General features: G+C 66.5%; 30 protein-coding genes and 1 tRNA gene. 17 read left to right on the forward strand and 14 right to left on the reverse strand.

Annotation, left to right across the window (positions count from 1 at the left end; all coding sequences use genetic code 11):
- Positions 1-368: 368 nt before the first annotated feature.
- The 10 genes from ABL843_RS25620 to ABL843_RS25665 all read right to left on the reverse strand — a co-directional run bounded on the left by ABL843_RS25620 (position 369) and on the right by ABL843_RS25665 (position 5,385).
- Entirely contained in the window at positions 369-1,514 is a 1,146-nt protein-coding gene (locus ABL843_RS25620; RefSeq protein WP_418117775.1) for a zonular occludens toxin domain-containing protein, read from the reverse strand.
- On the reverse strand, positions 1,445-1,732 hold the full coding sequence (locus ABL843_RS25625; protein WP_418117776.1) for a DUF2523 family protein: 288 nt from the start codon (positions 1,730-1,732) through the stop codon (positions 1,445-1,447). Before ABL843_RS25625 ends, ABL843_RS25620 begins: the two co-directional genes overlap by 70 nt.
- Positions 1,729-3,087, reverse strand: a complete 1,359-nt coding sequence (locus tag ABL843_RS25630) for a virulence factor TspB C-terminal domain-related protein (RefSeq protein ID WP_418117777.1) — start codon at positions 3,085-3,087, stop codon at positions 1,729-1,731. Before ABL843_RS25630 ends, ABL843_RS25625 begins: the two co-directional genes overlap by 4 nt.
- Positions 3,080-3,265: a hypothetical protein gene (locus tag ABL843_RS25635; RefSeq protein WP_418117778.1), complete on the reverse strand. Its 186-nt coding sequence runs from the start codon at positions 3,263-3,265 to the stop codon at positions 3,080-3,082. Before ABL843_RS25635 ends, ABL843_RS25630 begins: the two co-directional genes overlap by 8 nt.
- A 16-nt stretch (positions 3,266-3,281) precedes the next feature.
- Complete coding sequence (locus ABL843_RS25640) at positions 3,282-3,497, reverse strand: major capsid protein (protein WP_418117779.1); 216 nt, start codon at positions 3,495-3,497, stop codon at positions 3,282-3,284.
- Positions 3,498-3,521: 24 nt separating this feature from the next.
- Positions 3,522-4,508, reverse strand: a complete 987-nt coding sequence (locus tag ABL843_RS25645; RefSeq protein WP_418117780.1) for a rolling circle replication-associated protein — start codon at positions 4,506-4,508, stop codon at positions 3,522-3,524.
- A 2-nt stretch (positions 4,509-4,510) separates the two neighbouring features.
- Positions 4,511-4,642, reverse strand: coding sequence for a hypothetical protein (locus ABL843_RS25650; RefSeq protein WP_418117781.1), 132 nt, complete (start codon positions 4,640-4,642; stop codon positions 4,511-4,513).
- Complete coding sequence (locus tag ABL843_RS25655) at positions 4,639-4,782, reverse strand: hypothetical protein (protein ID WP_301512110.1); 144 nt, start codon at positions 4,780-4,782, stop codon at positions 4,639-4,641. The genes ABL843_RS25650 and ABL843_RS25655 overlap by 4 nt, the downstream gene beginning before the upstream one ends.
- Positions 4,783-4,870: 88 nt before the next feature.
- Positions 4,871-5,062 (reverse strand): hypothetical protein, encoded by a 192-nt coding sequence (locus tag ABL843_RS25660; protein ID WP_395317276.1) that lies wholly within the window; start codon positions 5,060-5,062, stop codon positions 4,871-4,873.
- A gap of 11 nt (positions 5,063-5,073) precedes the next feature.
- Complete coding sequence (locus ABL843_RS25665; RefSeq protein WP_418117782.1) at positions 5,074-5,385, reverse strand: single-stranded DNA-binding protein; 312 nt, start codon at positions 5,383-5,385, stop codon at positions 5,074-5,076.
- 144 nt (positions 5,386-5,529) lie between these two features.
- Between ABL843_RS25665 and ABL843_RS25670 the strand changes: the two genes are divergently transcribed.
- The 4 genes from ABL843_RS25670 to rapZ all read left to right on the forward strand — a co-directional run bounded on the left by ABL843_RS25670 (position 5,530) and on the right by rapZ (position 9,424).
- The gene (locus tag ABL843_RS25670; protein WP_418117784.1) at positions 5,530-5,781 is read left to right on the forward strand and encodes a hypothetical protein; all 252 of its coding nucleotides are present in this window, start codon (positions 5,530-5,532) and stop codon (positions 5,779-5,781) included.
- Between the two features lie 10 nt (positions 5,782-5,791).
- Positions 5,792-6,703 (forward strand): NAD kinase, encoded by a 912-nt coding sequence (locus tag ABL843_RS25675; protein WP_418117786.1) that lies wholly within the window; start codon positions 5,792-5,794, stop codon positions 6,701-6,703.
- Positions 6,704-6,866: 163 nt separating this feature from the next.
- Positions 6,867-8,549 carry a DNA repair protein RecN gene (gene recN, locus ABL843_RS25680; protein ID WP_418117787.1) on the forward strand — a complete coding sequence of 561 codons (1,683 nt, stop codon included), beginning with the start codon at positions 6,867-6,869 and terminating at the stop codon, positions 8,547-8,549.
- Positions 8,546-9,424, forward strand: coding sequence for an RNase adapter RapZ (gene rapZ, locus ABL843_RS25685; RefSeq protein WP_418117788.1), 879 nt, complete (start codon positions 8,546-8,548; stop codon positions 9,422-9,424). Before recN ends, rapZ begins: the two co-directional genes overlap by 4 nt.
- Positions 9,425-9,451: 27 nt before the next feature.
- Here rapZ and mutY read toward each other — a convergent pair whose 3' ends face one another.
- From mutY to mutM, 3 genes are all read right to left on the reverse strand, one after another.
- On the reverse strand, positions 9,452-10,483 hold the full coding sequence (mutY, locus tag ABL843_RS25690) for an A/G-specific adenine glycosylase (protein WP_418117789.1): 1,032 nt from the start codon (positions 10,481-10,483) through the stop codon (positions 9,452-9,454).
- 37 nt (positions 10,484-10,520) lie between these two features.
- On the reverse strand, positions 10,521-12,482 hold the full coding sequence (locus ABL843_RS25695) for a dynamin family protein (protein ID WP_126025058.1): 1,962 nt from the start codon (positions 12,480-12,482) through the stop codon (positions 10,521-10,523).
- Between the two features lie 101 nt (positions 12,483-12,583).
- Entirely contained in the window at positions 12,584-13,396 is an 813-nt protein-coding gene (mutM, locus tag ABL843_RS25700) for a bifunctional DNA-formamidopyrimidine glycosylase/DNA-(apurinic or apyrimidinic site) lyase (protein WP_418120518.1), read from the reverse strand.
- A gap of 82 nt (positions 13,397-13,478) precedes the next feature.
- Here mutM and ABL843_RS25705 point away from each other — a divergent pair, with 82 nt between their 5' ends.
- The 8 genes from ABL843_RS25705 (at position 13,479) to ABL843_RS25740 (ending at position 20,012) form a co-directional block, all read left to right on the forward strand.
- Complete coding sequence (locus tag ABL843_RS25705; RefSeq protein WP_369660911.1) at positions 13,479-15,341, forward strand: tetratricopeptide repeat protein; 1,863 nt, start codon at positions 13,479-13,481, stop codon at positions 15,339-15,341.
- 1 nt (position 15,342) lies between these two features.
- Positions 15,343-15,870 (forward strand): lipoprotein insertase outer membrane protein LolB, encoded by a 528-nt coding sequence (locus ABL843_RS25710; RefSeq protein WP_418117792.1) that lies wholly within the window; start codon positions 15,343-15,345, stop codon positions 15,868-15,870.
- A complete protein-coding gene (ispE, locus tag ABL843_RS25715; protein WP_418117794.1) occupies positions 15,867-16,748 on the forward strand; it encodes a 4-(cytidine 5'-diphospho)-2-C-methyl-D-erythritol kinase in 882 nt (293 codons plus the stop codon). Before ABL843_RS25710 ends, ispE begins: the two co-directional genes overlap by 4 nt.
- Positions 16,749-16,818: 70 nt before the next feature.
- Positions 16,819-16,895: transfer RNA gene (locus ABL843_RS25720), tRNA-Gln, on the forward strand.
- Between the two features lie 138 nt (positions 16,896-17,033).
- On the forward strand, positions 17,034-18,008 hold the full coding sequence (locus ABL843_RS25725; protein ID WP_019656422.1) for a ribose-phosphate pyrophosphokinase: 975 nt from the start codon (positions 17,034-17,036) through the stop codon (positions 18,006-18,008).
- A gap of 84 nt (positions 18,009-18,092) precedes the next feature.
- Complete coding sequence (locus ABL843_RS25730) at positions 18,093-18,770, forward strand: 50S ribosomal protein L25/general stress protein Ctc (protein ID WP_126025063.1); 678 nt, start codon at positions 18,093-18,095, stop codon at positions 18,768-18,770.
- 87 nt (positions 18,771-18,857) lie between these two features.
- Positions 18,858-19,490 carry an aminoacyl-tRNA hydrolase gene (pth, locus tag ABL843_RS25735; protein WP_184640656.1) on the forward strand — a complete coding sequence of 211 codons (633 nt, stop codon included), beginning with the start codon at positions 18,858-18,860 and terminating at the stop codon, positions 19,488-19,490.
- Between the two features lie 36 nt (positions 19,491-19,526).
- The gene (locus tag ABL843_RS25740) at positions 19,527-20,012 is read left to right on the forward strand and encodes a hypothetical protein (protein ID WP_418117795.1); all 486 of its coding nucleotides are present in this window, start codon (positions 19,527-19,529) and stop codon (positions 20,010-20,012) included.
- Here the strand turns inward: ABL843_RS25740 and ABL843_RS25745 are convergent.
- Entirely contained in the window at positions 20,009-20,290 is a 282-nt protein-coding gene (locus ABL843_RS25745) for a YfhL family 4Fe-4S dicluster ferredoxin (RefSeq protein ID WP_126025066.1), read from the reverse strand. The genes ABL843_RS25740 and ABL843_RS25745 overlap by 4 nt on opposite strands.
- A 104-nt stretch (positions 20,291-20,394) precedes the next feature.
- On the opposite strand from ABL843_RS25745, the gene ABL843_RS25750 reads away from it, so the two are divergent.
- The 5 genes from ABL843_RS25750 to ABL843_RS25770 all read left to right on the forward strand — a co-directional run bounded on the left by ABL843_RS25750 (position 20,395) and on the right by ABL843_RS25770 (position 25,645).
- Positions 20,395-21,345, forward strand: a complete 951-nt coding sequence (locus ABL843_RS25750; RefSeq protein WP_184640660.1) for an ABC transporter permease — start codon at positions 20,395-20,397, stop codon at positions 21,343-21,345.
- A complete protein-coding gene (locus ABL843_RS25755; RefSeq protein WP_418117797.1) occupies positions 21,342-22,217 on the forward strand; it encodes an ABC transporter permease in 876 nt (291 codons plus the stop codon). Before ABL843_RS25750 ends, ABL843_RS25755 begins: the two co-directional genes overlap by 4 nt.
- A 5-nt stretch (positions 22,218-22,222) precedes the next feature.
- Positions 22,223-23,212: an ABC transporter ATP-binding protein gene (locus tag ABL843_RS25760; RefSeq protein WP_418117798.1), complete on the forward strand. Its 990-nt coding sequence runs from the start codon at positions 22,223-22,225 to the stop codon at positions 23,210-23,212.
- Complete coding sequence (locus ABL843_RS25765) at positions 23,209-24,042, forward strand: ATP-binding cassette domain-containing protein (protein WP_418117799.1); 834 nt, start codon at positions 23,209-23,211, stop codon at positions 24,040-24,042. Before ABL843_RS25760 ends, ABL843_RS25765 begins: the two co-directional genes overlap by 4 nt.
- A gap of 109 nt (positions 24,043-24,151) precedes the next feature.
- Complete coding sequence (locus ABL843_RS25770) at positions 24,152-25,645, forward strand: ABC transporter substrate-binding protein (RefSeq protein ID WP_418117800.1); 1,494 nt, start codon at positions 24,152-24,154, stop codon at positions 25,643-25,645.
- Positions 25,646-25,782: the final 137 nt, after the last annotated feature.

The following is a 25,782-nucleotide window of genomic DNA, read 5'->3' on the forward strand; positions in this document are numbered from 1 at the left end:
GAAAACCCAGTTCGGTCGGTAGCTCGAATATTCGTCAGGCATGCGCCTTTGTAACCGATTGGTACGGAAAACGGGTGAACAGTAATAGGGGAACAGGGTGAGTGGAGGCCCTACATGGGGGGTCTGCACCCCCATACCCCCAGCCCCCACAAGTGGGGCCCCCGGTTGTTCTTCAGTGAAGGGGGTGGCCTGGGCCTGCTGGACTACGTGGACTCAGCGGGTGAGTTCACGCAGCCAGCGAGCCACATCGCGCGAGAGCCAGGAGGCGACCACCCAGACCGCGATGGCGGTGATCGTCACGTCGATGATGGTCAAGGTCATGCTGTGAACATACCACTGCGGCCCGGCGCTACGGTGCGCGTCGCAGGCTAGCGCACCTTCGCTTGTGACGGTTCCACAGCGGCCTGTGCCTGCACGGTTGCCCTTTGGCCCATGTACGTCAAAACCTCGCGGTCGTTGTTGGCCCACGAAAGACGTGCAAGCCTCTCGCGATGTTCCGCGCCATCGTCGCGCAGATGATCGAGCACGGCGCCCATGCCCACGGCCACCCGCGTCATGTCCTCGCAGAACAGCTTCTCCTTCTCAAAGGGCTTGCCCTTCTCATCGAAGCACTGGCACCGTTCCCGGATACGCGCGCATCCAGCAAACACCGGCGAGGCCGCTGCACCAACCAAAGGCGCAGGAACGGGGCTTGCGGGGCCAGCAGCAGCCGCAACGACCTGCACCGGGGCCTCCCCCTTACTTTCAGTCTTCGCGGCCTCTACGGGCTTCGGGTTGAATCGCTCGTGCAACCGGCCGTAGACCGTCGGGCCGAGGAAGCCGAGCATCACGACGGCAATCAAGATGCCGAAAATGACCGTGGGCAGTGATCGCTTCTGCTTCGTGTGCAGCGAGCTGGAGCGGTAGACCTCCTCGGCCTTCTTCGAGCGGCGCCACGGCTTCTTCGAGAACGAGTTCTTGTAGAGAAGCGTACGGCTCACGCCGTCCCATTCGTAGATCGTGGCGTACCGAGAGTTGCCGAGCTTCCGGATGTGGAAGTGCTGCCCAGCCAGACGGACGATGGCCGCGTTGATCAACATCGGATGCTGTGTCAGCAGGTGCATGTCGATGCCGTAATGGCGATGCGTCTCCAGCTCGGTGATGCACTTCGGCTGTTCCTTGTTCGCACCGGTCAACGGCCATGGCTTCTGAACTTCGTCGAACACGATCAAGTCACCGGGCTTCACCCACTCCTGCCACCGGTTCAAATCGTCCGCGTCGATCTTCTCGTGTTCCAGGAGGAGCCCGTTGATATTGGTGAACAGCTTACGCTTGACCTCCACCGCGTTGCCCTCTGCGTCCACCGCATGCTCGATCCACCCCTTCGCGGCCAGTGGCATCAACACCTTCTCGATCACGCCGGAGGTTTTGCCCGACCCCGGCAGGCCGGTCCATACGGTCAACATCAGCCGTTGCTCTTTCCAAGAATGCTCGTCGCGTTCTGGATCGACCACAGCAACAGCTTCGTCGTGCACGCGCCGAAGATGATGCCGATTGCCTTGCCGATCCCCATGAACAGCGCGAAATTGAGAACGTCCACCGGCAGCGCACCCATCTGCGCAACTATCTGCGCCTTCAGTTGCGCTACGACGGACTCCATGCCCACGATGGTGATCACACTGAACCCGAGAGTGGCGAGCACCTTCGCAATCAGCGGTTCCATCATCGCCAGCAGCCACACGCCGAGCTTCATGTGCGCACCTCCTTGCCCGGCATGACGATCAAGAACGCCGCGAACACAGCCAGCAGAATCACGAGAGCGCGCGCCGGGAGCGCGAACCCGCAAAAGGTCTGCCAGTCGATCAGCTTGAAGGACGCGTGCAGCGTGCCACTTGACCAATCCTTATCGCTCGGGCAACTGCCACCGCCAAACACCGACTCCTCGGCGTAGGTGATGGTCTTCGTCTCCTTGGGAACTTGGCCGGTTGGCGTGTCCAAGTCGGCGCAGCCAACGGAGTTCGGCCGTTTCGCACACTCATCCTCTTTGTCGGCGGACTCTTCTGTCGGCGTCTCCGTCGTGCTGCTGGTGCTGCGGACGCTGTTGTCGGTGTTGTACGTCGTGTTGTTCGTGACGTTCGACACGTTCGTGATGGTGTTGCCGGAGGTCTGGAAGTTGTACGTAGTGCGCTCCACCGTGCGTGAACCATCCGGGTTGGTCGTGGTCTTCTCGGGACCTTGAATCTGCGTCGGCCCTGTCACGGTCGGCGCGGGCAGCGGGAACTCTGCCCCCTTCTCGATGGCTTCGCCCCAGACCCGGCCATCAGGTATCACGTCTCGCATGTAGGGCGCGATATCGTCCATTGAGGACGGGTACCACGTCGGAGACAGCGGCGGTGCATCACGTCGCTCAAGCGAGCGATCAACCTGCCCGTTGCTCGCGGCGCGGCAAAGACCGTTATCGGAGAAGTAGACAAGGTTGGGGCCGTACGCGGTGTAGAAGCTGTCACAGGCGTACTCACCGTCGCGGGTCCACGCACCGGAAGCGTCCTTGAACTCATAGCAGGGCCCAACCGTGCAGGCGGTCAAGTCCTGCCGCTCCAGCGCGCCGGTCTCTGGGTTGATGCGCCCGCCGGACCGAGTGATCCAGTCGTACAGGTAGGGCAGCGCCACGGGGAGCCCGAGACACGCCACTGTGGCAACCCCACCAGTTGCGAACGTGCACCCAATGGCTGCGGCCGCCCCGAGCGCGGGCATCACCCAAGACGACTTCGGCTGCTGGTAGCCCGCTTGAAACGGGTACTTCTGCCCCGCGATGTAGGCCTCGCCATTCTGGCCGAGCTGCATCGTGGTGCCGGTCGCTCCGGGGGGCACACCGTAGTTGCCCGCCTGCGTCCAGCCGCCCATGTTGGGGGATACGGGGATGGTGCTGCCGCCGCTGTTGGTGACAGGGCCGATGGTGGTGCTCCGGCCGTTCGACTGCTGCTGCGCGCGGCCGATGTTGTACTTGTTGACGGCCCCAGCATTCAGCCAAAAGCAACCCAGAGCAAGAGCACACAGCCAAGCGCGAGCATGAGTTCGATGGAGGAAGGCATAGAGAACCCTAGTCATGAGGTGTGGCCTCGAAGAACTTGAGGAACTGCCGTCCGCAGTAAACGACGATGGCAGCACCGAGGAGCAGGCCGAACACGAGGCCGATATCGGCCACGTTGTCGGTGGTTGGCGGAGCGGGCGCGAGCTGCACGGTCACCGTGCACGCAGCGCCGCATTCGATGGTCTGTGAGGCCATGCCCGCTCCTATGGGCTTACAGCCAGCCCATCTTCTGGCCGAGCTTCTTCACGGCGTACACCGCGATGCCGGCCGCGATCACGAGGCCGATGGCGGCCACCACGTCGGTCTTGTAGGTGTTGATGGCCTCGGCCGCGCCCTCGGGCAGCGCAGCATGTGCACCAGCACCCAGAGCCAGCAGAGCAGCGCCGACAGCGGCGGGACGGAACGAGAGACGTGCGAACTTGTTCAATTTGAACTCCTTGAATGCCGGTCGTTAATGGAGGTACGCAGCCGGACCGGCGTCGGCTGTGTTCGTGTGTTCTGGGAGCCACGAGAAAGGCCCTGATGGGTCGATGCGGCGCGGAGTGGTCCGCACTCGGATAAAGCTCTGAAAACCGCCGCCTGTTGGTGCGAACTCAGAGAGCAGAAGCTCTCCGGTCTGGTCATTGCGATAGCCGCCTCCCTTCGCAGGTCTGAAGCGGTCGGTGATCGCAGCATTGCCCTGCACATACGCAGGCCAAAGAGCCCAGCGACGAATAGCAGCGCCAACAGAGCAAAGCCCTCCGACGCCGTGAATGCGTGCCCCACGGGGAAACCCTCCTACGTTCTTGCTGTCCGCCTTCTTGGCGTAGCTCATGAGGTAGGCCACGGGTGCGCGGCCCTTCTCGGTGTTGGTGAAACCGTGCGTCCACCAGCCGCGCTTGTCTGCCATGGGCATGGACACGCCGAGAGGCAGGAAAAAAATGGCGTGGTAGTGGATGACGCCCCGGCCTTGACCGTCCTCGCGACGCTTGCCGTCCTGCAGCTCGCCGACCCACACGTACTTCAGGCGCCGGCCAGGGCAGCGGTCCTTGAACCACGCGCGGACCTTGCGCAGGTAGTCGGAGATGTGGCGCGGGCGCCAGTCGGCATTGGTGCCCCTGTACGTTAGGGTCACCATGACGTTGTTATCGCCAACGCCGTCACCGAGGTTCAGGAGGCATTTCGCGCCGACGCCTACGGCCTTGCGAAGGCGGGTGACTCGCGCTTGCGCGCGGTCGATCTTGATGCAGTGCTCTGCCCAAACCATCACCGTCGGAAGGGAAGGCTTCAAGGCAAAACCACTTGTTGATTCTGAGACAAGCCCGCGCGCTGCGCGCGCTTCCGGAGCACGCGCCGAGCGCTCCAGCACCGCAGCCAGGTTCGCATCGCGCGCGGCGATCCACTCGGGCGAACGGACCACGCGCGCGGCTGCGAGGTCAACGTGGGAGGCGTAATGCATAGTCACGCGAGTCCGAGCAGGCGCACCACGAGCAGCGCGACGAACGACGCCGACAACGCGCCCAGGCCGAAACCGAAGCGCATGCCCATGGCGAGCAGCTTGATGAAGAGACGGCGACGGCTTGAGCGCGTCATGCTTCGACCAGGTGCGATGCCTGCGCGCGGAGCGAGTCCCACAGGCGTTGTTCGTACGGCGACAGCGAACGAGCTTCGCCGCCGTCGAGACCTTCGAGCCAGTAGCGAAGGCGGAGGAAGTTGCGGGCGTAGGCGCTCATCGCAGCGGCCCCTCAAATAAGAGCCAGTTGACGAACGCCACGAAACTCAGCGCCGCATAGCAGAGCGCCATGAAGATGACGAACGGCTTCACAGCGACTCGCCCGAGAGCGGCACGCCGGCCGCGCTGTACGTCACGTCGATCACGACCTGACCATCATCAGCCGATGCCTCGACGCTGATCGCATCAAGGCCGTCTTCCTGCGCGGCACGCAGGAGAGCGAGCAGCGCACCTTCCAGCGTGGCGAGGTGCGCGGCCTGCATCGCTTCACGCGAATGCATGGTGCACCCCTTCAGCTCGACGACTTGGGAGCCGGCGCGACGGCCTTAGCCAGCCTCGGAGCCACCGAGAGGCGGCCCTTGCTGTCGACGTAGATGCTGGAGGGGTGCAGGAGGTAGTCGCCGGGGGCGTAGAACAGCGCGGCGCCGTCCTTGTCCTTGGGCAACGAAACTTCCACCTTGGTCGGGTGGGGATCGGGCGTGCCGTCGCGGTCGCTGAGGAACATCCAGACGTCTTGGAAAGCCATGTCGTACGGCTTGCCGGTGGTCTTCGAGTTGCCCTGCATGCGCCGGACGGTGGTGCTGGTGACGGAAACTTTGATCATGGTGGCTCCTGTTGAACGCTACTCAAGGTGAATAGCGTTGCGGAGCGTAAGGTTCTCCACTTGGTATAACAAGCGATGGCTACACTTTCTTCACTCTGTGTAACCGTTATACAACGCGAGGAATTTACTGATATGCAAACGACAATGAATCTGCTAGACGCCGCGACAGCGAAGCAAGACCTGTCGGCATGGGCTCGCACCTTGGGCCTGACGCACCGAGCGCTCTACACCGCGAAGTACAGAGGTCACCTGAGTCCAGCCGTAGCCGGCGCGCTCGCGGAGCAACTCGGCGAAGACGTAGACCGTTGGATCGTGATCGCCGCGCTCGAATCGGAGAAGGACAGCAAGTGCAAAACACGCATGCTGACCCGAATGCGCAAGACTTTGATGTTGTAATTTGTGAGATATGACCTCACGCTTTCGTCACGTCGCCCTGATCGGCAAATACCAGGCTTCCGGCGCCCGGGCGCAGGCGGATGCGCGCGACAGCGTCATGGAAGGCATCGGAGCCTTTCTGGAATCGCAGGGTTGCACGGTCTATGTCGAGCGGCCGACGTGCGAGGAAGCCGATGCCGGCGCCGCCGCCCATCCGCGCTACGCCGCCCTCACCGTCGAGGAAATCGGCCAGCGCTGCGACCTCGGCCTGGTGGTCGGCGGCGACGGCACCATGCTGGGCATCGGCCGGCAGCTCGCGAGCTACGGCATTCCGCTGATCGGCATCAACCGCGGCCGGCTGGGCTTCATCACCGACATCCCGCTCGACAACTACCAGGCCACGCTGATTCCGATGCTGGCCGGCGAGTACGAGGAAGACCACCGCAGCCTGATGCAGGCCAAGGTCGTGCGCGACGGCGCCTCGGTGTTCGATGCCTTCGCCATGAACGACGTGGTCGTCAACCGCGGCGCCACCTCCGGAATGGTCGAGCTGCGCGTGTCGGTGGGCCGCCATTTCGTGGCCAACCAGCGCGCCGACGGCCTGATCATCGCCACGCCGACGGGCTCGACCGCCTACGCGCTATCGGCCGGCGGCCCGCTGCTGCACCCCGCGGTCCCGGGCTGGGTGCTGGTACCGATCGCGCCGCACACGCTTTCCAACCGGCCCGTGCTGCTGCCCGATGCCGACGAGATCGTCATCGAGCTGGTCGGCGGGCGCGACGCCAGCGCCAATTTCGATATGCAGTCGCTCGCCTCGCTCGCCATCGGCGACCGCGTGGTGGTGCGCCGCTCCGATTTCCGCGTGCGCTTCCTGCACCCGCGCGGCTGGAGCTATTTCGACACGCTGCGCAAGAAACTTCATTGGAACGAGGGAGGCTCCTGAATGAAGCACACCCCCAGGCTGCGCGCACTTCGTGTCGCTTCGCCAACCCTCTTGCAGGGGGCAACACCGGCGGCCCGGCAAAGCCGGTTCCGCGGTGTTTCACAGCTCGAACCCTACAAATTCGCACAACGCCCCCTGCCCGGAACCTGGAGGAACAACTGAGATGGCATTGCGACGCATCGCACTGCGCGACTTCGTGATCGTGCGATCACTCGAACTCGACCTGTCCGGCGGCTTCACCGTGCTGACCGGTGAAACAGGCGCGGGCAAATCCATCCTGATCGACGCGCTGCAACTGGCGCTGGGCAACCGGGCCGATGCCGGCGCGGTGCGCGAAGGCGCCGAGCGCCTGGACGTGAGCGCCGAATTCGACGCCGACCCGGCCCTGGACAGCTGGCTCGACGAAGGCGGCTTCGAGCGCGGTGACGCACTGCTGCTGCGCCGCACCGTCGACCTGCAGGGCCGCAGCCGAGGCTGGATCAACGGCAGCCCCGCCACCGCCACGCAACTGCGCGAACTGGGTGATCGCCTGCTCGACATCCACGGCCAGCACGCCTGGCAGAGCCTGACACGGCCCGAGGCGGTGCGCGGCCTGCTCGACGCCTACGCGGGCGCGCGCACCGACGCGCTGGACGCCGCATGGCAGGCCTGGCGGCAGGCGCTCTCTACGCTCGAACACGCCCGCTCGGCGCAGGACTCGCTGCAGCGCGAACGCGAGCGGCTGCAATGGCAGATTTCCGAAGTCGCCAAGCTCGCGCCGGGCGTCGACGAGTGGGAAGAACTGTCGACCAACCACTCGCGCATCTCCAACGCGCAGGCGCTGATCGACGCGGCCCAGGGCGCCAGCCAGGCGCTGGAAGACGACGACAACGGCGCCCTCTCCGCGCTGCAGCGCGCGGCCACGCTGCTGCAGAACTGCGAGCACATCGAGCCCGAGTTCCGCGCGCTGGGCGAAGTGCTCGCCTCGTGCGTGGCCCAGGCCTCCGACGCCGCTCACACGCTGCACGGCTACCTGCGCGATGCCGACACCGATCCGCAGAGCCTGGCCGAGCTCGACGAGCGCATGGGCCTGTGGATGTCGCTCGCGCGCCGCTACAAGCGCCCGCCGGCCGAGCTGCCGGCGCTGCTGGCCGGCTGGCAGGCCGAGTTGCAGGCGCTCGACGCGCAAAGCGACCTCGAAGGCCTGGAGCGCGCCGAGCAGGCCGCGCAGCAGGCCTACATGAAGGAAGCCAAGGCGCTGGGCAAGATCCGCAAGCAGGCGGCACCCCGCCTCTCGCAGGCCGTCACCGACGCGATGCAGGGCCTGGGCATGCAGGGTGGGCGCTTCGAGGTCGAACTGCAGCCGCTCGCGCAGCCCAGCCGCGCCGGCCTCGAGGACGTGGCCTTCCTCGTCGCGGGCCACACCGGCAGCACGCCGCGGGCCATCGGCAAGGTGGCTTCGGGCGGCGAACTCTCGCGAATCGCGCTGGCCATCGCGGTCACCACCAGCCAGCTCGGCGCAGCGCAGACGCTGATCTTCGACGAGGTCGATTCCGGTGTGGGCGGCGCGGTCGCCGAGACCGTCGGGCGGCTGATGAAGCAGCTCGGCCGCGATCGCCAGGTGCTCGCCGTGACCCACCTGCCGCAAGTGGCAGCCTGCGCCGACCACCACCTGGTGGTGGCCAAGCGCCAGACCGCGGCGACTGGCAGCGACGGCCCCCGCACCGAAAGCGGCGTGTCGCGCCTGGACGACGACAGCCGCGCCAGGGAAATCGCTCGCATGCTGGGCGGCGAGAAGGTCTCGCAGACCTCGCTCGCCCACGCACGCGAGATGCTCGGCCACAAGACCTCGGCAGCCCTGCAATGACCCTCGACCTCGTGCTCATCACGGGCATGTCGGGTTCCGGCAAGTCGGTGGCCCTGCATGCGCTGGAAGACGCGGGCTACTACTGCGTCGACAACCTGCCGCCCGAGCTGCTGACCTCGTTCATCGCGCTGCAGCACGAGCAGCAGGCCACGCGCGTGGCCATTGCCATGGACGTGCGCAGCGGCGTCTCGCTGCCCATCGTTCCGCAGCAGCTGGAGGCGCTGCGCCGCGACGGCGGCATCTCGCTGCGTTCGCTGTTCCTCGACGCGACCACCGACGCCCTGCTGCGCCGCTATTCGGAAACCCGCCGCCGCCACCCGCTCTCACGCCAGGAAGGCCGCACCGACGTGCCCGAGCAGCACCGCGTGCTGACCCAGGCGATCGAACTCGAGCGAGAGTTGCTGGCCGACCTGCGCGACGGCGCCGACGTGATCGACACCAGCCTGATCCGGCCGGCGCAGCTGCAGAGCTACATCAAGTCGCTGATCTCCGCGCCGCAGACGCCGCTCACGCTGGTGTTCGAATCCTTCGCCTTCAAGCGCGGCGTGCCGCTGGATGCCGACTACGTATTCGACGTGCGCATGCTGCCCAACCCGCACTACGTGCCCGCGCTGCGCCCGCTCACCGGCCGCGACGAGCCGGTGATCGAATGGCTGCGCGAGCACGACGACGTGGCGCGCATGTACGACGACATCGAGCAGTTCCTGGCGCACTGGCTCGACGCACTGGCGCGCGACCATCGCAGCTACGTGACGGTGGCCATCGGGTGCACCGGCGGGCAGCACCGCTCGGTGTTCCTGGTCGAGCAACTGGCGCGTTCGTTCGGCGCGCGCTGGGGTGCGTTGAAGAGGCACCGCGAACTCGACGCGGGCTGACCAGCCAGGGGCGGGTTGGCTGGCTGGCTAAGCCTCGCCGCCTTCCAGCAGCTTGCGCATCGGAGCCGGCAGGCCCAGCCGGCTCCATTCATCAGCTTCGAACCAGCGCGCAGCCTCGCCCTGTGGCTGGCCGCCGTCGATCCGCACCGGGTGCAGGTGCAGGTCCTTGTGGGTCAGCACGTGCACGAAGGCCGGCAAGTCATGCACTCCGCGCCTTGCGGCCGGCAAGGCAGCAAGAAGTTCTTCGCGGCTGTCGAACACCGGGAGGCAATAGAGCCCGGCCCAGATACCCTTCGCCGGCCGCTTCTCCAGCCAGACGCGCCCTTGCTCATCGCGCGCCAGCAGCACCCACAACGACTGCGCGCTGCGCTTGAGCTTGCGCGTCTTGACCGGGTAGCGCTCGGGCGCGCCTTCACGAAGGGCGACGCAGCTCTGCTGCACCGGGCAGATCATGCAGCTTGGCTTGCGCGGCAGGCAGACCGTGGCGCCCATGTCCATCACGCCCTGCGTGTAGGACGCGATGGCTTCCCTGTCATTCGCAGGCGGGAGCAGTTGCGTCGCCAGATCCCACAGCGCGCGCTCCTGCGCCGCCGAGGACATGTCGCCCGCGAAGCCGAGCACGCGCGTGAGCACGCGCTTGACGTTGCCGTCGAGGATCGCCACTCGCTCGCCGAAGCAGAAGGCCGCGATGGCCGCCGAGGTGGAGCGCCCGATGCCCGGCAGCGTGACCAGTTCTGCAGCCGTGCGCGGAAACTCCCCGCCGAATCGCGCGACGACTTCCTGCGCGCAGCGGTGCATGTTGCGCGCGCGGCTGTAGTAGCCCAGCCCGCTCCACAGGCCGAACACCTCGTCCTCGGTGCCCGCGGCGAGAGCCTTCACGTAGGGAAAGCGTTCGAGAAAGCGCGCGAAATAACCGAGCACCGTCGACACCTGCGTCTGCTGCAGCATCACTTCCGACAGCCACACGCGATACGGGTCGCGCGTGTTCTGCCACGGCAGCTGGCTGCGCCCGTGGCTGCGCTGCCAGCTCACGATCTGCGCTGCGAAATCCGGAGGCAATGGCTGGGTCGCGGTCGCCGCCGTGGAGGCGGTTTTCTCAGGCCGCACGCAGCTCGCCGATGGTGGCCGCGGGCTGCGGCTTTCCGTGCTGCGCGATCAGCGAAGTGAACTCGCGCAGCTGCACATGGAGTTCGGTGAGGTTGCTCTCCTGCGCGGCCAGCTCGACCAGCCGCTCGTCGAGGCTGCCCGCCGCGCTCTGGATGCGCTCGATCGCCTCGATGCGCTTGCTGAAGTTGCGGCGGCGCTCCTTGAGCTGCGCATCGATCTGCGCGCTCGCGCCCTTGCTCCAGCGCTCGACCTCGGTCATGGCCGCCTCGTTCACCAGCCGCAGCCGGCTGGCGAGCGCGCGCACCAGCTTGTCGCAGAAATCGGCCTGCGCGAGCTTCAGCAGGTTGCCCACGCCCAGGTAGTGGATGTGGCTGCGCTCGATCTGCGCGAGCTCCTGCTCGAAGCCGGTGAGGTCGGGCTCGGCCGGCGCCTGCAGGGTGAAGCCCTGCTCGGCGTTGAGCTGGCGGAAGGTGGCGTGCAGCATCGACTGGATCTCGGCCGTGGTCGCCTGCACCTCGCGCAGGTTGTTGCGCAGCGAGTCGAAAGTCTCGGCGTACACCTTGCGCACGTTGAACTTGACGCCGGGGCGCTTGAGCGCGGCCGACAGCTTCACCATGTCGGCCTTCAGCGCGGTGCGCCCCAGCACGGCATACACCTCGCGCAGCAGTTTGCCCTGCACCGAACGCAGCGCCAGGATGCGCGTGTTGCTGCCCTCGAACTCGGCGTGTTCCTGGTCGATGCGCGCGCGCATGTGGCGGATCACCGAAACGTTCTTGCCGCGCAGGCCCTGCAGCTCGAGCGCCTGCTCGGCCAGGTCGCGCTGGCGCACCTTCAGGATGCGCTCGGCCTCGGCGCGCAGCGCGGTCATGCCCGCATCGACCGCGAGCCGCAGCATGGTTTCGCGCTTGCCCAGCACGCCTTCGGCCAGCAGCGTTTCGAGCGCCGGCAGGCGGCTGGCCTGCAGCAGCTGGCCGTCGTGCTGGATCTTGGCCTGCAGGCCCTTCTGCGCCGACACGGGCAGCACCTGCGCCAGCGGCACCTCGAGCAGTCGGGCCGCGCCTTCGCGCTGGCGCTCGATCTGCTGCTCGATCTGCGCGGGCGTGCTGAGCGTGTCCCACATGGTGTCGATCTTGTTGAGCACCACGAAGCGCGTGTCGTTGCTTTCGTCCTCGGTGATCAGGTGCTCGCGCCAGATGGAAAGGTCGGAGCGGGTCACGCCGGTTTCGGCGCCGAGGATGAAGACCACCGCGTGCGCCTGCGGGATCAGGCTCACTGTCAGTTCGGGTTCGGCGCCGATCGCGTTCAGGCCCGGCGTGTCCAGAATGACCAGCCCCTGCTCCAGCAGCGGATGCGGCATGTTCAACACCGCATGGCGCCAGCGCGGAATCTCGACGCGGCCTTCGGCGTCCTGCACCGGGTTGTCGTCGGGCGTCTCGTCGTTCCAGAAGCCCAGCGTGCGGGCTTCGTCCTTGCTTACCCAGCGCACCTCGGCCACCTTGCCCATGGCCTGCGCCAGGTGCTCGGCGTTGCCCACGTCGATGGCGATCTCGGTCCAGCGCGTGGGCTTGTCGCGCCAGTGGGCCAGCGAATGGGGCTCCAGCCGGGTCTCGATGGGCAGCAGCCGCAGCTTGGGCGCGATCGCGGCGTCGTAGCCCAGCTCGGTCGGGCACATCGTGGTGCGGCCGGCGCTGGCGGGCATGATGCGCCGCCCGTAGCCGGCGAAGAAGATGGCGTTGATCAGCTCCGACTTGCCGCGCGAGAACTCGGCCACGAAGGCGACCATGACCTTGCTGGTGCGGATCTGCGTTTCCAGCCCGCGCAGGCGCTCCGCCACCGCCTGGTCGAGCAGCTCGTTCTCGGTCAGCCAGCGGGACAGCCACTGCAGCCGGTGGGCGAAGTTGCTCCGCCATGCACCGTGCTGATCGAGTTGTTGATTGAAGGAGCGGCTCAAGGGGAATGTGTAAGAAACAATTTACAAATATACATCGGCGGACATGCCACCGTCGTTTCTGGATTGTTTCTATTTTTCTGTTCCATCGCGCGAGCCCGCGCCTACTTCTGGCAATTGGGGCAGTAATAGGTGGAGCGCTGCCCCTGCCGCAGCAGCCGAATCGGCGTTGCACAAACCCGACAGGGCTCGCCCGCGCGGCCATAGACGGTCGCCTCGAGCTGGAAGTAGCCGTTCTGCCCGTCGATGTTGGAGAAATCTCGCAGCGTGCTGCCCCCCTTCTCCACCGCCCGCGCCAGGATCTCGCGCACCGCCGCGTGCAGCCTTGCCGCCCGCGGGCGGCTGATGCGAGCCGCCGACAGCGTCGGCCGGATGCCCGCCTGGAACAGCGCCTCCGACGCGTAGATGTTGCCGACGCCCACGACCACGTCGCCCGCCAGCAGCACCTGCTTGACCGCCGTCTTCCGCTTTTTCAGGCCGTCATGGAAGGCGTCGAGGTCGAAGCCTTCGTCGAGCGGCTCCATGCCCAGTCCACCCAACAGCTTGATGGCCCATGGAGCGGACTCGTCTTCCACGTAAACAACTGCACCGAAGCGGCGCGGGTCGTTGAGCCTCAGCGTGCCCCGGTCGGTAACAAGATCGAAGTGATCGTGCGGTCCGGGCGGCGGCAGCGCGGCATCGAAGCGCAGGCTGCCCGACATGCCCAGATGCAACAGCAGGATGCCGCGATCGAGATCGATCAGCAGGTACTTGCCGCGCCGGCGCACCTGGCGCACCTGCCGGCCGGCCAGCGCTTCGGGCAACACCATCAGCGCCCATCGCAGCGGCTTGCCGATGCGCACCGACTCGATGCGGCCGCCCGCGATACGGTCCGCAAACCCTCGGCGGGTGACTTCGACTTCGGGTAGCTCGGGCATGAAAGGTAAATCTTCGGCAAACGCCCGCGGCGGCGAAGCCCCACGGCGATGCTCGTACAAAAGGCTGGATTATTATGGTTGCATGAACCTTTCGCCCCGCCGACACCGCCTTGCGGCGGCCGCGTCTCTCGCCTTGATGGCTTGCGCCGTCAATGCGCAATCTTCCGATCCCGCAGCCCCTTTCAGCCCCACACCTGTCATCGAACGGCCGGCGCAGACGAGGCCCATAGTCAGGCCGCGACCGGCCGCAGCCAAGGAAGCAGCCGAACCCGCGCCGCTGCAGTCCGCGCTGACGGCCGACCTGTTCTACGAGATCCTGATGGGCGAAATGACCGCCCGTTCCGGCGACCCCGGCTCCGGCTATGCGCTCGTGCTCGATGCGGCCCGCCGACTGCGCGACGGCAAGCTGTTCCAGCGCGCGGTCGAGATCGCGCTGCAGTCGCGCTCCGGCGACGCGGCGCTCGCCGCGGCACGTGCCTGGCAGGAAACCCTGCCGAATTCGCGCGACGCGCGCCGCATCGAGTTGCAGATCCTGATCGCGCTGAACCGCATCAGCGAAACCGTCGAGCCGCTGCGCGCCGAGGTGGCGGCCACCTCGCAGATCGAGCGCCCGCTGCTGATGGCCGTGATCGCGCGCAACTACTCGCGCGCATCGGACAAGAAGCTGGCCGCCTCGGTGGTCGAGCAGGCGCTGGTCGACGAACTGAAGAGCCCCACCACCGGAGGGCTTGCCTGGGCCACGGTCGGCCGGCTGCGCCTGAACGCGGGCGATGCCTCGGGCGCGCTGGAAGCCGCGCGCAAGGGCCAGGAGATCGACCCGGCCTCGGAAGCCCCCGCTGCGCTGGCGCTCGAGATGATCGACCCGGGCCAGCCGCTGGCCGAGCCGATCGTCACGCGCTTCCTGAACAGCAACCCGAAGGCCTCGGCCGAGCTGCGCGTGGCCTACGCCCGCGTGCTGGTCGAGAACCGCCGCTACAGCGACGCCTCCGCGCAGCTGCAGACGCTGACCACCTCGCGCCCCGAACTCGCCGAGCCCTGGCTGCTGCTCGGCAGCCTGCAGATGCAGGCGCGGCAGGACGCCGCGGCCGAAGCCTCGATCAAGCGCTTCATCGAGCTGTCGGGCAATCCGAAGAGCGGCGCCGGCAACAAGGATGCCGACGACGCCACCGACCGCAAGCGCGGCATCTCGCAGGCCTACTTCGCGCTGTCGCAGCTGGCCGAGCGGCGCAAGGACTATGCGGCCGCCGAACGCTGGCTCTCGCGCATCGACGGCGCCGACGAGCTGGTGGCCGCGCAGACCCGCCGCGCGACGCTGCTGGCGCGCCAGGGCAAGCTGCCGCAGGCACGCGAGATCATCCGGGGCCTGCCCGAGCGCACGGCCGACGACAAAAAGCAGAAGTTCCTCGCCGAAGTGCAGCTGCTGCGCGACGCGAAGCAGTACCAGGCGGCCTACGACATGCTCGCCCAGGCTTCGGCGGCATCGCCGGACGACGGCGACCTCGTCTACGACCAGGCCATGGTCGCCGAGAAGCTCAACCGTCTCGACGACATGGAGCGCCTGCTGCGCCGCCTCATCGAGCTCAAGCCCGAGAACCAGAACGCATACAACGCGCTGGGCTACTCGCTGGCCGATCGCAAGATCAGGCTCGAGGAGGCACGCACGCTGATCCAGAAGGCGGTGCAGCTGGCGCCGGAAGACCCCTTCATCGCCGACAGCCTGGGCTGGGTCGAATTCCGGCTCGGCAACACGGCGGAGGCCATCCGCATCCTCGAGGCGGCCTACAAGACGCGGCCCGACCCCGAGATCGGCGCGCACTTCGGCGAAGTCCTGTGGACCTCCGGCCAGAAGGACCGCGCGGTCACGATCTGGAAGGAAGCCCTGCTGAGCGACGCCGAGAACGAAACGCTGCAGGAAACGCTCAAGCGCCTGCGAGTGAAGCCCTGACATGGCGCAGGCAGAGGCATTCGCGCCGGTGCAGGGCGGCCGTCGCGCTTTTCTCGCGGCCGGCGGGGCAGCAGCCTTGCTGGCGACCGGTTGCGCGCAGCTGTCCGGCGGTTCGTCGGCACCGAAGCCGACGGACAGCTGGAGCGGACGCATGTCGCTGCGCATCGAGAGCGAGCCGGTGCAGACCTTCGCGGCACTGTTCGAACTTCGCGGCTCGGCCGAGGCGGGCGACCTGACGCTCACGACACCCATCGGCAGCACCCTGGCCCAGTTGCATTGGGCGCCGGGCGAAGCGCTGCTGAAGGACGGCAACCGGACACGCCGGTTCGACTCGGTCGATGAGCTCATCGAGGCGGCTACCGGCGCGGCCATTCCGGTCGGAGCTCTTTTCGGCTGGCTGGCGGGCCGCAACGAACCCGTGCCCGGCTGGAAGCCCGATCTCGCGCAGCTCGGCAGCGGACGGCTGCAGGCGGTGCGCGAGTCGCCGAGTCCGAGGGCCGATCTGCGCATCGTGTTCGAGCGGTCATGAAGGCGATCTACGACCTCCCCGCGCCGGCCAAGCTCAATCTCTTTCTCCACATCACCGGCAGGCGCGACGACGGGTATCACCTGCTGCAGTCGGTGTTCATGCTGATCGACTGGTGCGACACGCTGCACGTCGAACTGCGGCGCGATGGCCAGCTCAGCCGGGAGGATCTGACGACGGAGCTGCCGGCGGACGACCTGATCCTGCGTGCCGCGCGTGCGTTGCAGCCCTTCGCCGCGCCAGGCCAGGGTGCGCACATCGGCGTCGCCAAGCATGTGCCGGCGCAGGCGGGGATGGGTGGTGGCTCGTCGGATGCCGCCACCTGCCTGCTCGCGCTGAACCGCCTGTGGGGCCTGAACCTGCCGTTGTCGCGGCTGGCCCACATTGGCCTGAAGCTGGGCGCCGACGTGCCTTTCTTCCTCGGCGGGCGCAACGCGTGGGTGGAAGGCATCGGGGAGGAAATCACACCGGTTACACTCCCTTCCGCACGCTTCGTGGTGGTCAAACCACCCGAAGGACTCGATACCCGATTAATTTTTTCGGATTCGAACCTTCAACGTGCCACGCCTGTTGCTATAATCTCAGGCTTTGCTGCAGACAGCGAATCGTCGGAAGCGACAAACTTGGGAAACCGGGTTTTCGAGTTCGGCCACAACGACCTGCAGCCGGTTGCCCAGCGACTTTGTCCCGCGGTCACCGACGCCATCGAATGGCTCGGTACCCAAGGATTGAAGGCACGGATGACCGGCTCCGGAAGCTCGGTGTTCGCGAAGCTGCCGCAATCGCCGCAGGAAGCGGAACTGCTCGAGGCCCCCGAAGGCTGGCAGGTTCGTCAATGCAGCAATCTGGAAGTTCATCCACTCTGGGGATGGGCAACCTGAAGATAATCGGATCGTTCGTTCGGTTCGATGCGACATATATCGGTTGATGGCGAAAGCCGTCGACCCGTGTAGGGGAGTCGCCAAGCTGGTTAAGGCACTGGATTTTGATTCCAGCATGCAAAGGTTCGAATCCTTTCTCCCCTGCCAAATCTTCACGACTGCGGCCCGAGAGCCGCAGTCTTCATTTGCAGCCCACCCGCTGCAATAATCGGCGGCTCACCGGCCGCCATGCATACGAACCTTTTGGCGGCTTCCTAAGCCCACTTGCACTGCCGGGACGCGCTCATGCAGGCTAATCACCCTGATTTCATGGTTTTCACCGGCAATGCCAATCCGGGCCTTGCCGCAGAAATCGCGCACAACCTTGGCACCTCGCTGGGCGCTGCCCGCGTGGGCCGCTTCTCCGACGGCGAAGTCACTGTCGAGATCAACCAGAACGTCCGCGCGCGCGACGTGTTCGTGGTGCAGTCGACCTGCGCTCCGACGAACGAAAACCTGATGGAACTGCTGATCATGGTCGACGCGCTCAAGCGCGCTTCGGCCGAACGCATCAGCGCCGTGATCCCCTACTTCGGCTATGCCCGCCAGGACCGCCGTCCGCGCTCGAGCCGCGTGCCGATCTCGGCCAAGGTGGTGGCCAACCTGCTGGAAACCGTCGGTGTCGAGCGCGTGCTCACCATGGACCTGCACGCCGACCAGATCCAGGGCTTCTTCGACATCCCCGTCGACAACATCTACGCCTCGCCGGTGCTGCTGGGCGACCTGCGCGCCAAGAACTACGAAGACCTGATCGTGGTCTCGCCGGACGTTGGCGGCGTGGTTCGCGCCCGCGCGCTGGCCAAGCAGCTGAACTGCGACCTCGCCATCATCGACAAGCGCCGCCCGAAGGCCAACGTCAGCGAAGTCATGAACGTGATCGGCGAGATCGACGGCCGCAACTGCGTGATCATGGACGACATGATCGACACCGCCGGCACGCTGGTCAAAGCGGCGGAGGTGCTCAAGGAGCGCGGCGCCAAGAGCGTGTACGCCTATTGCACGCACCCGATCTTCTCGGGCCCGGCCATCGAGCGCATCACCAAGGGCTCGGCCCTCGACGAAGTGGTCGTGACCAACACCATCCCCCTCTCCGACGGCGCCAATGCCTGCGGAAAGATCCGCCAGCTCTCCGTGGCACCGCTGATCGCCGAAACGATCCAGCGCATTGCCAAGGGCGAGTCGGTGATGAGTTTGTTCTCGGATCAGGACAACCTGTTCTGACCTGGGCAAAGAGCGGGCTTCACCCCTGAAGCCTTTTTGAACCGGAGTCGCACTGGTCGCGGTGGACTCTTACAGGAGCTAGTTATGAAATTCGTCGCTTTTGAGCGCGCAAAGCAGGGCACGGGTGCGAGCCGCCGTCTCCGCATCACGGGCAAGACCCCCGGCATCGTCTACGGCGGTGGCGCCGAGCCCCAACTGATCGAGCTCGATCACAACGCACTGTGGCACGCCCTGAAGAAGGAAGCCTTCCACTCCAGCGTTCTCGAGATGGAACTGGGCGGCAACGTCAGCAAGGTTCTGCTGCGTGACGTGCAATACCACCCCTTCCGCCAGCTGGTGCAGCACATCGACTTCCAGCGCGTGGACGCCAAGACCCGCATGACCCTGAAGGTGCCCGTGCACTTCAAGGGCGAGGAAGAGTCCGACGCCGTCAAGCTCGACCACAACCTGGTCAACCACGTCACGACCGAACTGGAAGTGAACTGCCTGCCGACCGACCTGCCCGAGTTCATCGAAGTCGACCTGTCGGGCCTGAAGAAGAACGGCACCGTCACGCTGAAGGACATCAAGCTGCCCCGCGGCGTGAAGTGGGTCAGCCACGGCAAGGCCAACCCGGTGCTGGCTTCGGCCGTGACCCCGGCTGCCGAAGAAGAAGCTCCCGCCGAAGGCGCAGCAGCTGCCGACGCAGCAGCCGCTCCGGCAGGCAAGGGTGGCAAGGCCGCGGCCAAGACGCCCGCTGCCAAGGCACCTGCCAAGAAGTAATCCGCTTCTTCGCACTCGTTGCTTCCCGATGAAGGCCCGCCTCGTGCGGGCCTTTTTGCTTTTACGGCGACCGGATAATCCACGACCATGATCAAGCTGTTTGTCGGCCTCGGAAACCCGGGCCCCGAGTACGAAGCCACGCGGCACAACGCCGGCTTCTGGTGGATCGACGCCCTCGCGCGTGAATGGAAGCTCAACCTCGTGCCCGAGCGCAGCTACCACGGCCTCGCCGCGCGCACGAGCATCGGCGGCCAGAGCATCTGGCTGCTGGAGCCGCAGACCTTCATGAACCTGTCGGGCAAGTCGGTGGCAGCCCTGGCGCGCTTCTTCAAGATCGCGCCGGAAGAAATCCTCGTGGTGCACGACGAGCTCGACGTGGTCCCCGGCCAGGTCAAGCTCAAGTTCGGCGGCAGCCATGCCGGCCACAACGGACTGCGCGACATCCACGCGCAACTGGGCACCGGCGACTACTGGCGGCTGCGCCTGGGCATCGGCCACCCCGGCGTGAAGTCGGAGGTCGTCAACTGGGTGCTCAAGAAGCCACTCAAGGAACAGCGCGAAGCGATCGAGGACGCCATCACCCGCACGCTGCACGCGATTCCCGCGCTGGTGGCGGGCGAGATGGAAAAGGCGACCCTGGTCATTCACACGAGCAAACCGCCCCGGCCCAAGCCGCCGCGGAGGGAGCCCGGCGAAGGGGGCACGCCTGCCGCCACCTAGCCGGCCATTGAAGTGCAGGAGGGAGAGAAATAAAAAATGAGCGAAAAAAAAGAGAAGAACGGAAAGACGGTTTCGAAACCCGCAATCGCTATCTTTTCAATAGCAGCCGGCATCTGCTCCGCAGGCGCTGCCGCCCAAGGGGCGAACACCTGGCGCTGCGGCAACACCTATTCCGACCAACCCTGTGAAGGCGGCAGGACGGTGAAGGTGGACGACCGCCGCAGCGACGAAGACCGCCGCGCCGCCGATGCCGGCACCCGCAGCGCCCAGACCCAGGCCGACCGCATGGAGCGCAACCGCCTGTCGCTGGAAAAGGCCGCTCATGACCGCGACCAGCGCGCCGCGCGGGAGGCAAGAAGCGCGGCCCTGGCGGAAAGGCGGCTCGCCATGGCCGAGCAGAGGGAGCGCGACCGCGCTCGCAAGGAAGCCAATGCGCCCCGCAAATCGAGCCTGAGCTTCAGCAGCGGCCCAGGCGCCGACGCACCGGAGCGCAAGAAAAAGAAACGGAAATCGGCCGATTAAGCGCCGGACGAAGCTGCTGCTGCAGTCACCTTGATCGCCGTGAGACGCTGGTATTTCTGCATCAGCGTCTCGCGGCTTTCCACATGCTCGGGGTTCACGGGAATACAGGCCACGGGGCAGATCTGCACGCACTGCGGCTCATCGAAATGGCCAACGCACTCGGTGCACTTGTGCGGATCGATCTCGTAGAACGCCTCGCCCATGTAGATCGCGTCGTTCGGGCACTCGGGCTCGCAGACATCGCAATTGATGCATTCGTCGGTGATCATGAGGGCCATGGCCCCGATTATCGCGGCTCGGGCCGGGCCGGCAGCCGGTGAATGACAAAGGCCACATTCGCGGCACATTTGTTGCGGGAGTCAGTTATGCTGCGCCCCGCCCCATGAGTCTGTTCCTAGTCAAGCGCCTCGCCACGCTGATCGGCACCCTGATCGGCGCCTCGGTCATCGTCTTCCTCGTGCTCGAGATCCTGCCCGGCAACGCCGCGCAGATGCTCATGGGCCCCGACGCCTCCCCCGAGGCCGTGGCCGCCCTGGCCACCAAGCTCGGCCTCGATCAGCCCGCGTGGACGCGCTACTGGCACTGGATCGGCGGCCTGCTCACCGGCAGCCTCGGCGACAGCTACGCCTACAGCTCGCCCGTGCTCGACCTCATCCTCGAACGCCTCGCGCTCACCGTGCCCCTGGCCGTGCTCGCCATGGCGCTCACCGTCGTGATCGCCCTGCTGGTGGGCGTGACCGCCGCGGCCCGCCACAACAAGCTCGGCGACGTCGGCCTCATGGGCATGGCCCAGGTCGGCATCGCCATTCCGAACTTCTGGTTCGCCATCCTGCTGATCCTGGTGTTCTCGGTGCAGCTGCAGTGGTTCTCCGCTGGCGGCTTCGAGGGATGGGGCGAAGGGATCTTCGCGGGGATCAAGTCGTTGCTTCTGCCTGCGCTTTCGCTGGCAGTCGTTCAGGCGGCGATCCTCGCACGCATCACGCGCTCGGCCGTGCTCGAAGTGATGCGCGAAGACTTCGTGCGCACCGCCCGAGCCAAAGGCGTCTCTCAGCGCATGGTGCTTTGGACGCACGTGCTGCGCAACGCGATGATCCCCGTCATCACGGTCATGGGCATGCAGTTCTCCGAACTGCTGGCCGGCACCATCGTGGTGGAGAACGTGTTCTATCTTCCCGGCCTGGGCCGGCTGATCTTCCAGGCCATCAGCAACCGCGACCTGATCGTGGTGCGCAACTGCGTGATGCTGCTGGCGGCCATGGTGGTCATCGTGAACTTCGTGGTCGACGTGCTCTATGCCGTGATCGACCCGCGCATCAAGGCCAGCGACATATGAGCACAGCAGCAGTTCCCAACGCCGCCGCGCTCAAGGTGCCGGGCTTCTGGCGCCGCGCATTGCATCACCGCAGCTTCGTCATCGGCGGCGCGCTCACGCCGCTCCTGCTGCTGGCCGCGGCCGTCTCGCTGGTGTGGACGCCATGGTCGCCCTACGAGATGGACATGGCCAGCAAGCTGAAGCCGCCGACGGGTTCGCACTGGCTGGGCACCGACACCTACGGACGCGACGTGGCCTCGTTGCTGCTCGTGGGCGCGCGCGCGTCCATCCTCGTGGGCGTGATCGCGGTCGGCATCGGCCTCGTGGTCGGCACCGCGCTGGGCCTGCTCGCGGCAGCGAAGCGCGGCTGGGTGGAAGAAGCCATCATGCGGCTCACCGACTTCTCGCTGGCTTTCCCCGCGATCCTCTCGGCCATCATGATGACGGCCGTGTTCGGCGCGGGCATCGTCAACGCGATCATCGCGATCGGCATCTACAACATCCCGACCTTCGCGCGCATCACGCGCGCATCGGCCAACGCCATCTGGTCGCGCGAATACGTGGCCGCCGCACGCGCCTGCGGCAAGGGCAGCTTCGCGATCACCATGCAGCACGTGCTGCCGAACATCTCGGCGGTGCTGATCGTGCAGATCACCATCCGCTTCGCCATCGCGATCCTCGCCGAAGCCGCCCTCTCCTACCTCGGCCTGGGCACGCAGCCGCCGCAACCTTCTTGGGGCCGCATGCTCAGCGAAGCGCAGACGATGATGTTCCAGGCGCCTCTGCTCGCGGTGTTTCCCGGCATGGCCATCGCCTTCGCGGTGCTTGGCCTGAACCTGCTCGGCGACGGCCTGCGCGACCTGCTCGATCCGCGCCTGGCGAGAGCAAGGTAAGCAAGATGCCCCTGCTCGAAGTCAAGGACCTCCACATCGGCCTGCAGACGCAACGCGGCCCCGCGGAGGCGGTGCGCGGCATCGGTTTCTCGCTGGAACGCGGCGAAACGCTGGGCATCGTCGGCGAATCGGGCTGCGGCAAGTCGATCACCGTGATGTCGCTCATGGGCCTGCTGCCCTCCACCGCGACGGTCGGCGGCAGCATCCGCTTCGACGGCACCGAGCTCGTCGGGTTGCCCGAGAAGCGGATGTGCGAGATCCGCGGCAACCGCATCGGCATGATCTTCCAGGAGCCGATGACGGCGCTGAACCCGGTACACACCATCGCGCGCCAGGTCGGCGAGCCGCTGCGGCTGCATCGCGGACTCTCGAAGGCCGACGCGCGCAAGGAGGTGCTCGCGCTGCTGGAGCGCGTGGGCATTCCGGATGCGGCTTCGCGCCTCGACGCGTATCCGCACCAGTTCTCCGGCGGGCAGCGGCAGCGCATCGGTATCGCCATGGCGCTCGCGTGCGGGCCCGACCTGTTGATCGCCGACGAGCCCACCACCGCGCTCGACGTCACCATCCAGAAGCAGATCCTCGAGTTGATCAAGAGCCTCGTGGCCGAGCGCGGCATGGCGCTGATCCTGATCTCGCACGACCTCGGCGTGATCGCGCAGACGGTCTCGAAGATGCTCGTGATGTATGGCGGCAGCGTGGTCGAGAGCGGGCCGACCGAAGCCGTGTTCGCCCGGCGCGCCCACCCGTACACGCAAGGCCTGTTCGCCGCGCGCCCCGTCATCGGCGCGCCGCGCGGCGTGCGGCTGGCCACCATCAAGGGCAGCGTGCCCGAGCTGGTCGACCTGCCCAAGGGCTGCCCCTTCGCGGGACGGTGCAGCTACACCGTCGACGCCTGCATGACCACGCGGCCGCCGGCCACGATGCTGCCGCAGGACCATGCGGTGCGCTGCATCCGCCTCGAAGAGATCGCCGCTGAAGGAGCCATCGCACCATGAGCGCGACCGCCGCCGCTTCTTCGCCGCTGCTGCGGGTCGCCGACCTCGTCCGCCACTACGCGCTGCCGCGCGAGAAGCTCTTCGGCCCGCCGCCGACCGTGAAGGCGCTCAACGGCGTGAGCTTCGAAGTGCAGGCCGGCCAGAGCGTGGGCATCGTCGGCGAATCGGGCTCGGGCAAGTCGACCATCGCGCGTCTCGTGATGGCGCTCGATACGCCCACTTCCGGCACCGTTTCCCTCGAAGGCCGCAATCTGCACGCGCTCTCCAAGAAAGAGCTGCGCGTCGCACGCCGCGACTTCCAGATGGTGTTCCAGGACCCGTACGGCTCGCTCGATCCGCGCCAGACGGTCGCGCGCATCGTCGCCGAGCCGCTCGAAGCGCTCGCGGCCACCACTCGCGCCGAGCAGCGCGAACGCGCCGCCGAAACACTCGCCGCAGTGGGCCTGCGCACCACCGACCTCGACAAGTACCCGCACGAGTTCTCGGGTGGGCAGCGCCAGCGCATCGCCATCGCACGCGCCCTCATCACGCGCCCCAAGCTCATCGTGGCCGACGAACCCGTGAGCGCGCTCGACGTGTCGGTGCAGGCGCAGGTGCTCAACCTCATGCAGGACCTTCAGCAGCAGTTCGGCATCAGCTACCTGCTCATCAGCCATGACCTCGCGGTGGTCAACCACCTCTGCGACAACGTGTGCGTGGTCTTCAAGGGCCACATCGTGGAGCAGGGAGCGCCCGCCGAACTCTTCCAGCACGCGCAGCACGAATACACGCGCACGCTGCTCGACGCCGTGCCGCGCACGCCTGCCGGCGGCACGCTGCTGCCCGGCTGACATCGAAGCGTCGTCCCGCCTCCCTAGGATGAGTGGGTCATAAGCATCTGGTTGCGCACGCGCGCGCCGTCGCGGATGATGCCTGCCCCTGTTTCGAGGACACCGCTCCATGCTCAAACGACGCACCCTGCTCGCCACCGGCGCCGCAGCCCTGACCCCGCTGGCACTGCCGACCCTCGCGCTGGCACAGAAAAAGAAGGATGCGCTGGTCATTGGCCTCACGCTGGAGCCCACGGGCCTGGACCCCACGGCCAAGGCCGGCGCGGAGATCGCAGAGGTGGTGCTCTACACCGTCTTCGAGACCCTCACCAAGATCAACTCCGACGGCAGCGTCACGCCGCTCCTGGCCGAGAGCTGGGAGGTCTCGCCCGACCTGAAGACGCTCACATTCAAGCTGCGGCGCGGCGTGAAGTTCCAGAACGGCGAACCCTTCAACGCGCAGAGCGTGAAGTTCTCGTTCGACCGCGCGGCCGCCGCCAACAGCACCAACAAGGACAAGCGCACCTTCACCAACATCGCGACGCAGGTGGTCGACGATCACACGGTGGTGCTGATCACCAAGGAGATCGAGCCCGACCTGCTGTTCCTCCTCGGGCAGGCCTCGGCCATCATCGTCGAGCCCAAGACAGTGGAGACCAACGCCACCAGGCCTGTCGGCACCAGCCCCTACCGGCTCGACAACTGGGCCAAGGGTTCGAGCATCGTGCTCGCCAAGTGGGACGGCTGGCGCAGCGCCGACACGGTGCAGATCCGCAAGGCCAGCTTCCGCTTCATCTCCGAACCGGCCGCGCAGACCACCGCGCTGCTCTCCGGCGACGTCGACCTGTTCCCGCATGCCTCGGTGTCGCGCAGCCTGCCGCAGTTCCAGAACGACAAGCGCTTCCAGGTGGTGTTCAACGCATCGCGCGGCAAGACCATCCTAGCCATCAACAACAGGCGCAAGCCGCTGGACGACGTGCGCGTGCGCCGCGCCATCTCGGCGGCCATCGACCGCAAGGCGGTGATCGAAGCCGCGGCCGACGGCCGGGGCGTGCCCATCGGCAGCCACTACGTGCCGGGCGCGCCGGGCTACGTCGACACCACGGGCATCAACGCCTACGACGTGGAGAAGGCGAAGAAGCTGCTGGCCGAGGCCGGCGTGAAGACACCGCTCGAACTCGAACTGGTGCTGCCTCCACCGCCCTACGCGCGCCAGGGCGGCGAACTCATCGCCGCGCAGCTCGCCAAGGTGGGCATCGTCGCGAAGATCCAGAACGTCGAATGGGCGCAGTGGATCAGCGGCACCTACGGCAACAAGAACTACGACCTCTCGCTGATCCTGCACGTCGAGCCCTTCGACCTGGTGAACTACACCAAGCCCGACTACTACTGGGGCTACCAGTCGGCGAAGTTCAACGAGGTCTTCGAGAAGGCCCGCAATGCGGCGCGCCCCGCCGACCGCCAGCGCTACCTGGGTGACGCCCAGAGGCTGCTGGCGGAGGACGCGGCCAACGTGTTCCTGTACCAGCCGCAGTTCATCACCGTGGCAGCGCGCAACCTGCGCGGGCTGTGGAAGGACACGCCGATCTTCGTGAACGACATCGCGGCACTGTCCTGGGCCTGAGTCACCGGGTCCGAGCCCGGCCGGAGCCCCCGCATACGGGAACGTCCCGAGGAAAAACCGGCCCGAGGGCCGCGCACCGGCGTGCCCTGTGCATCAAAATGACCGCTCGCGCAGGTGGCATCCTTCGTGCTGCTTGC

Source organism: Variovorax sp. 350MFTsu5.1, from assembly GCF_048302515.1.
Taxonomy (GTDB): domain Bacteria; phylum Pseudomonadota; class Gammaproteobacteria; order Burkholderiales; family Burkholderiaceae_C; genus Variovorax; species Variovorax guangxiensis.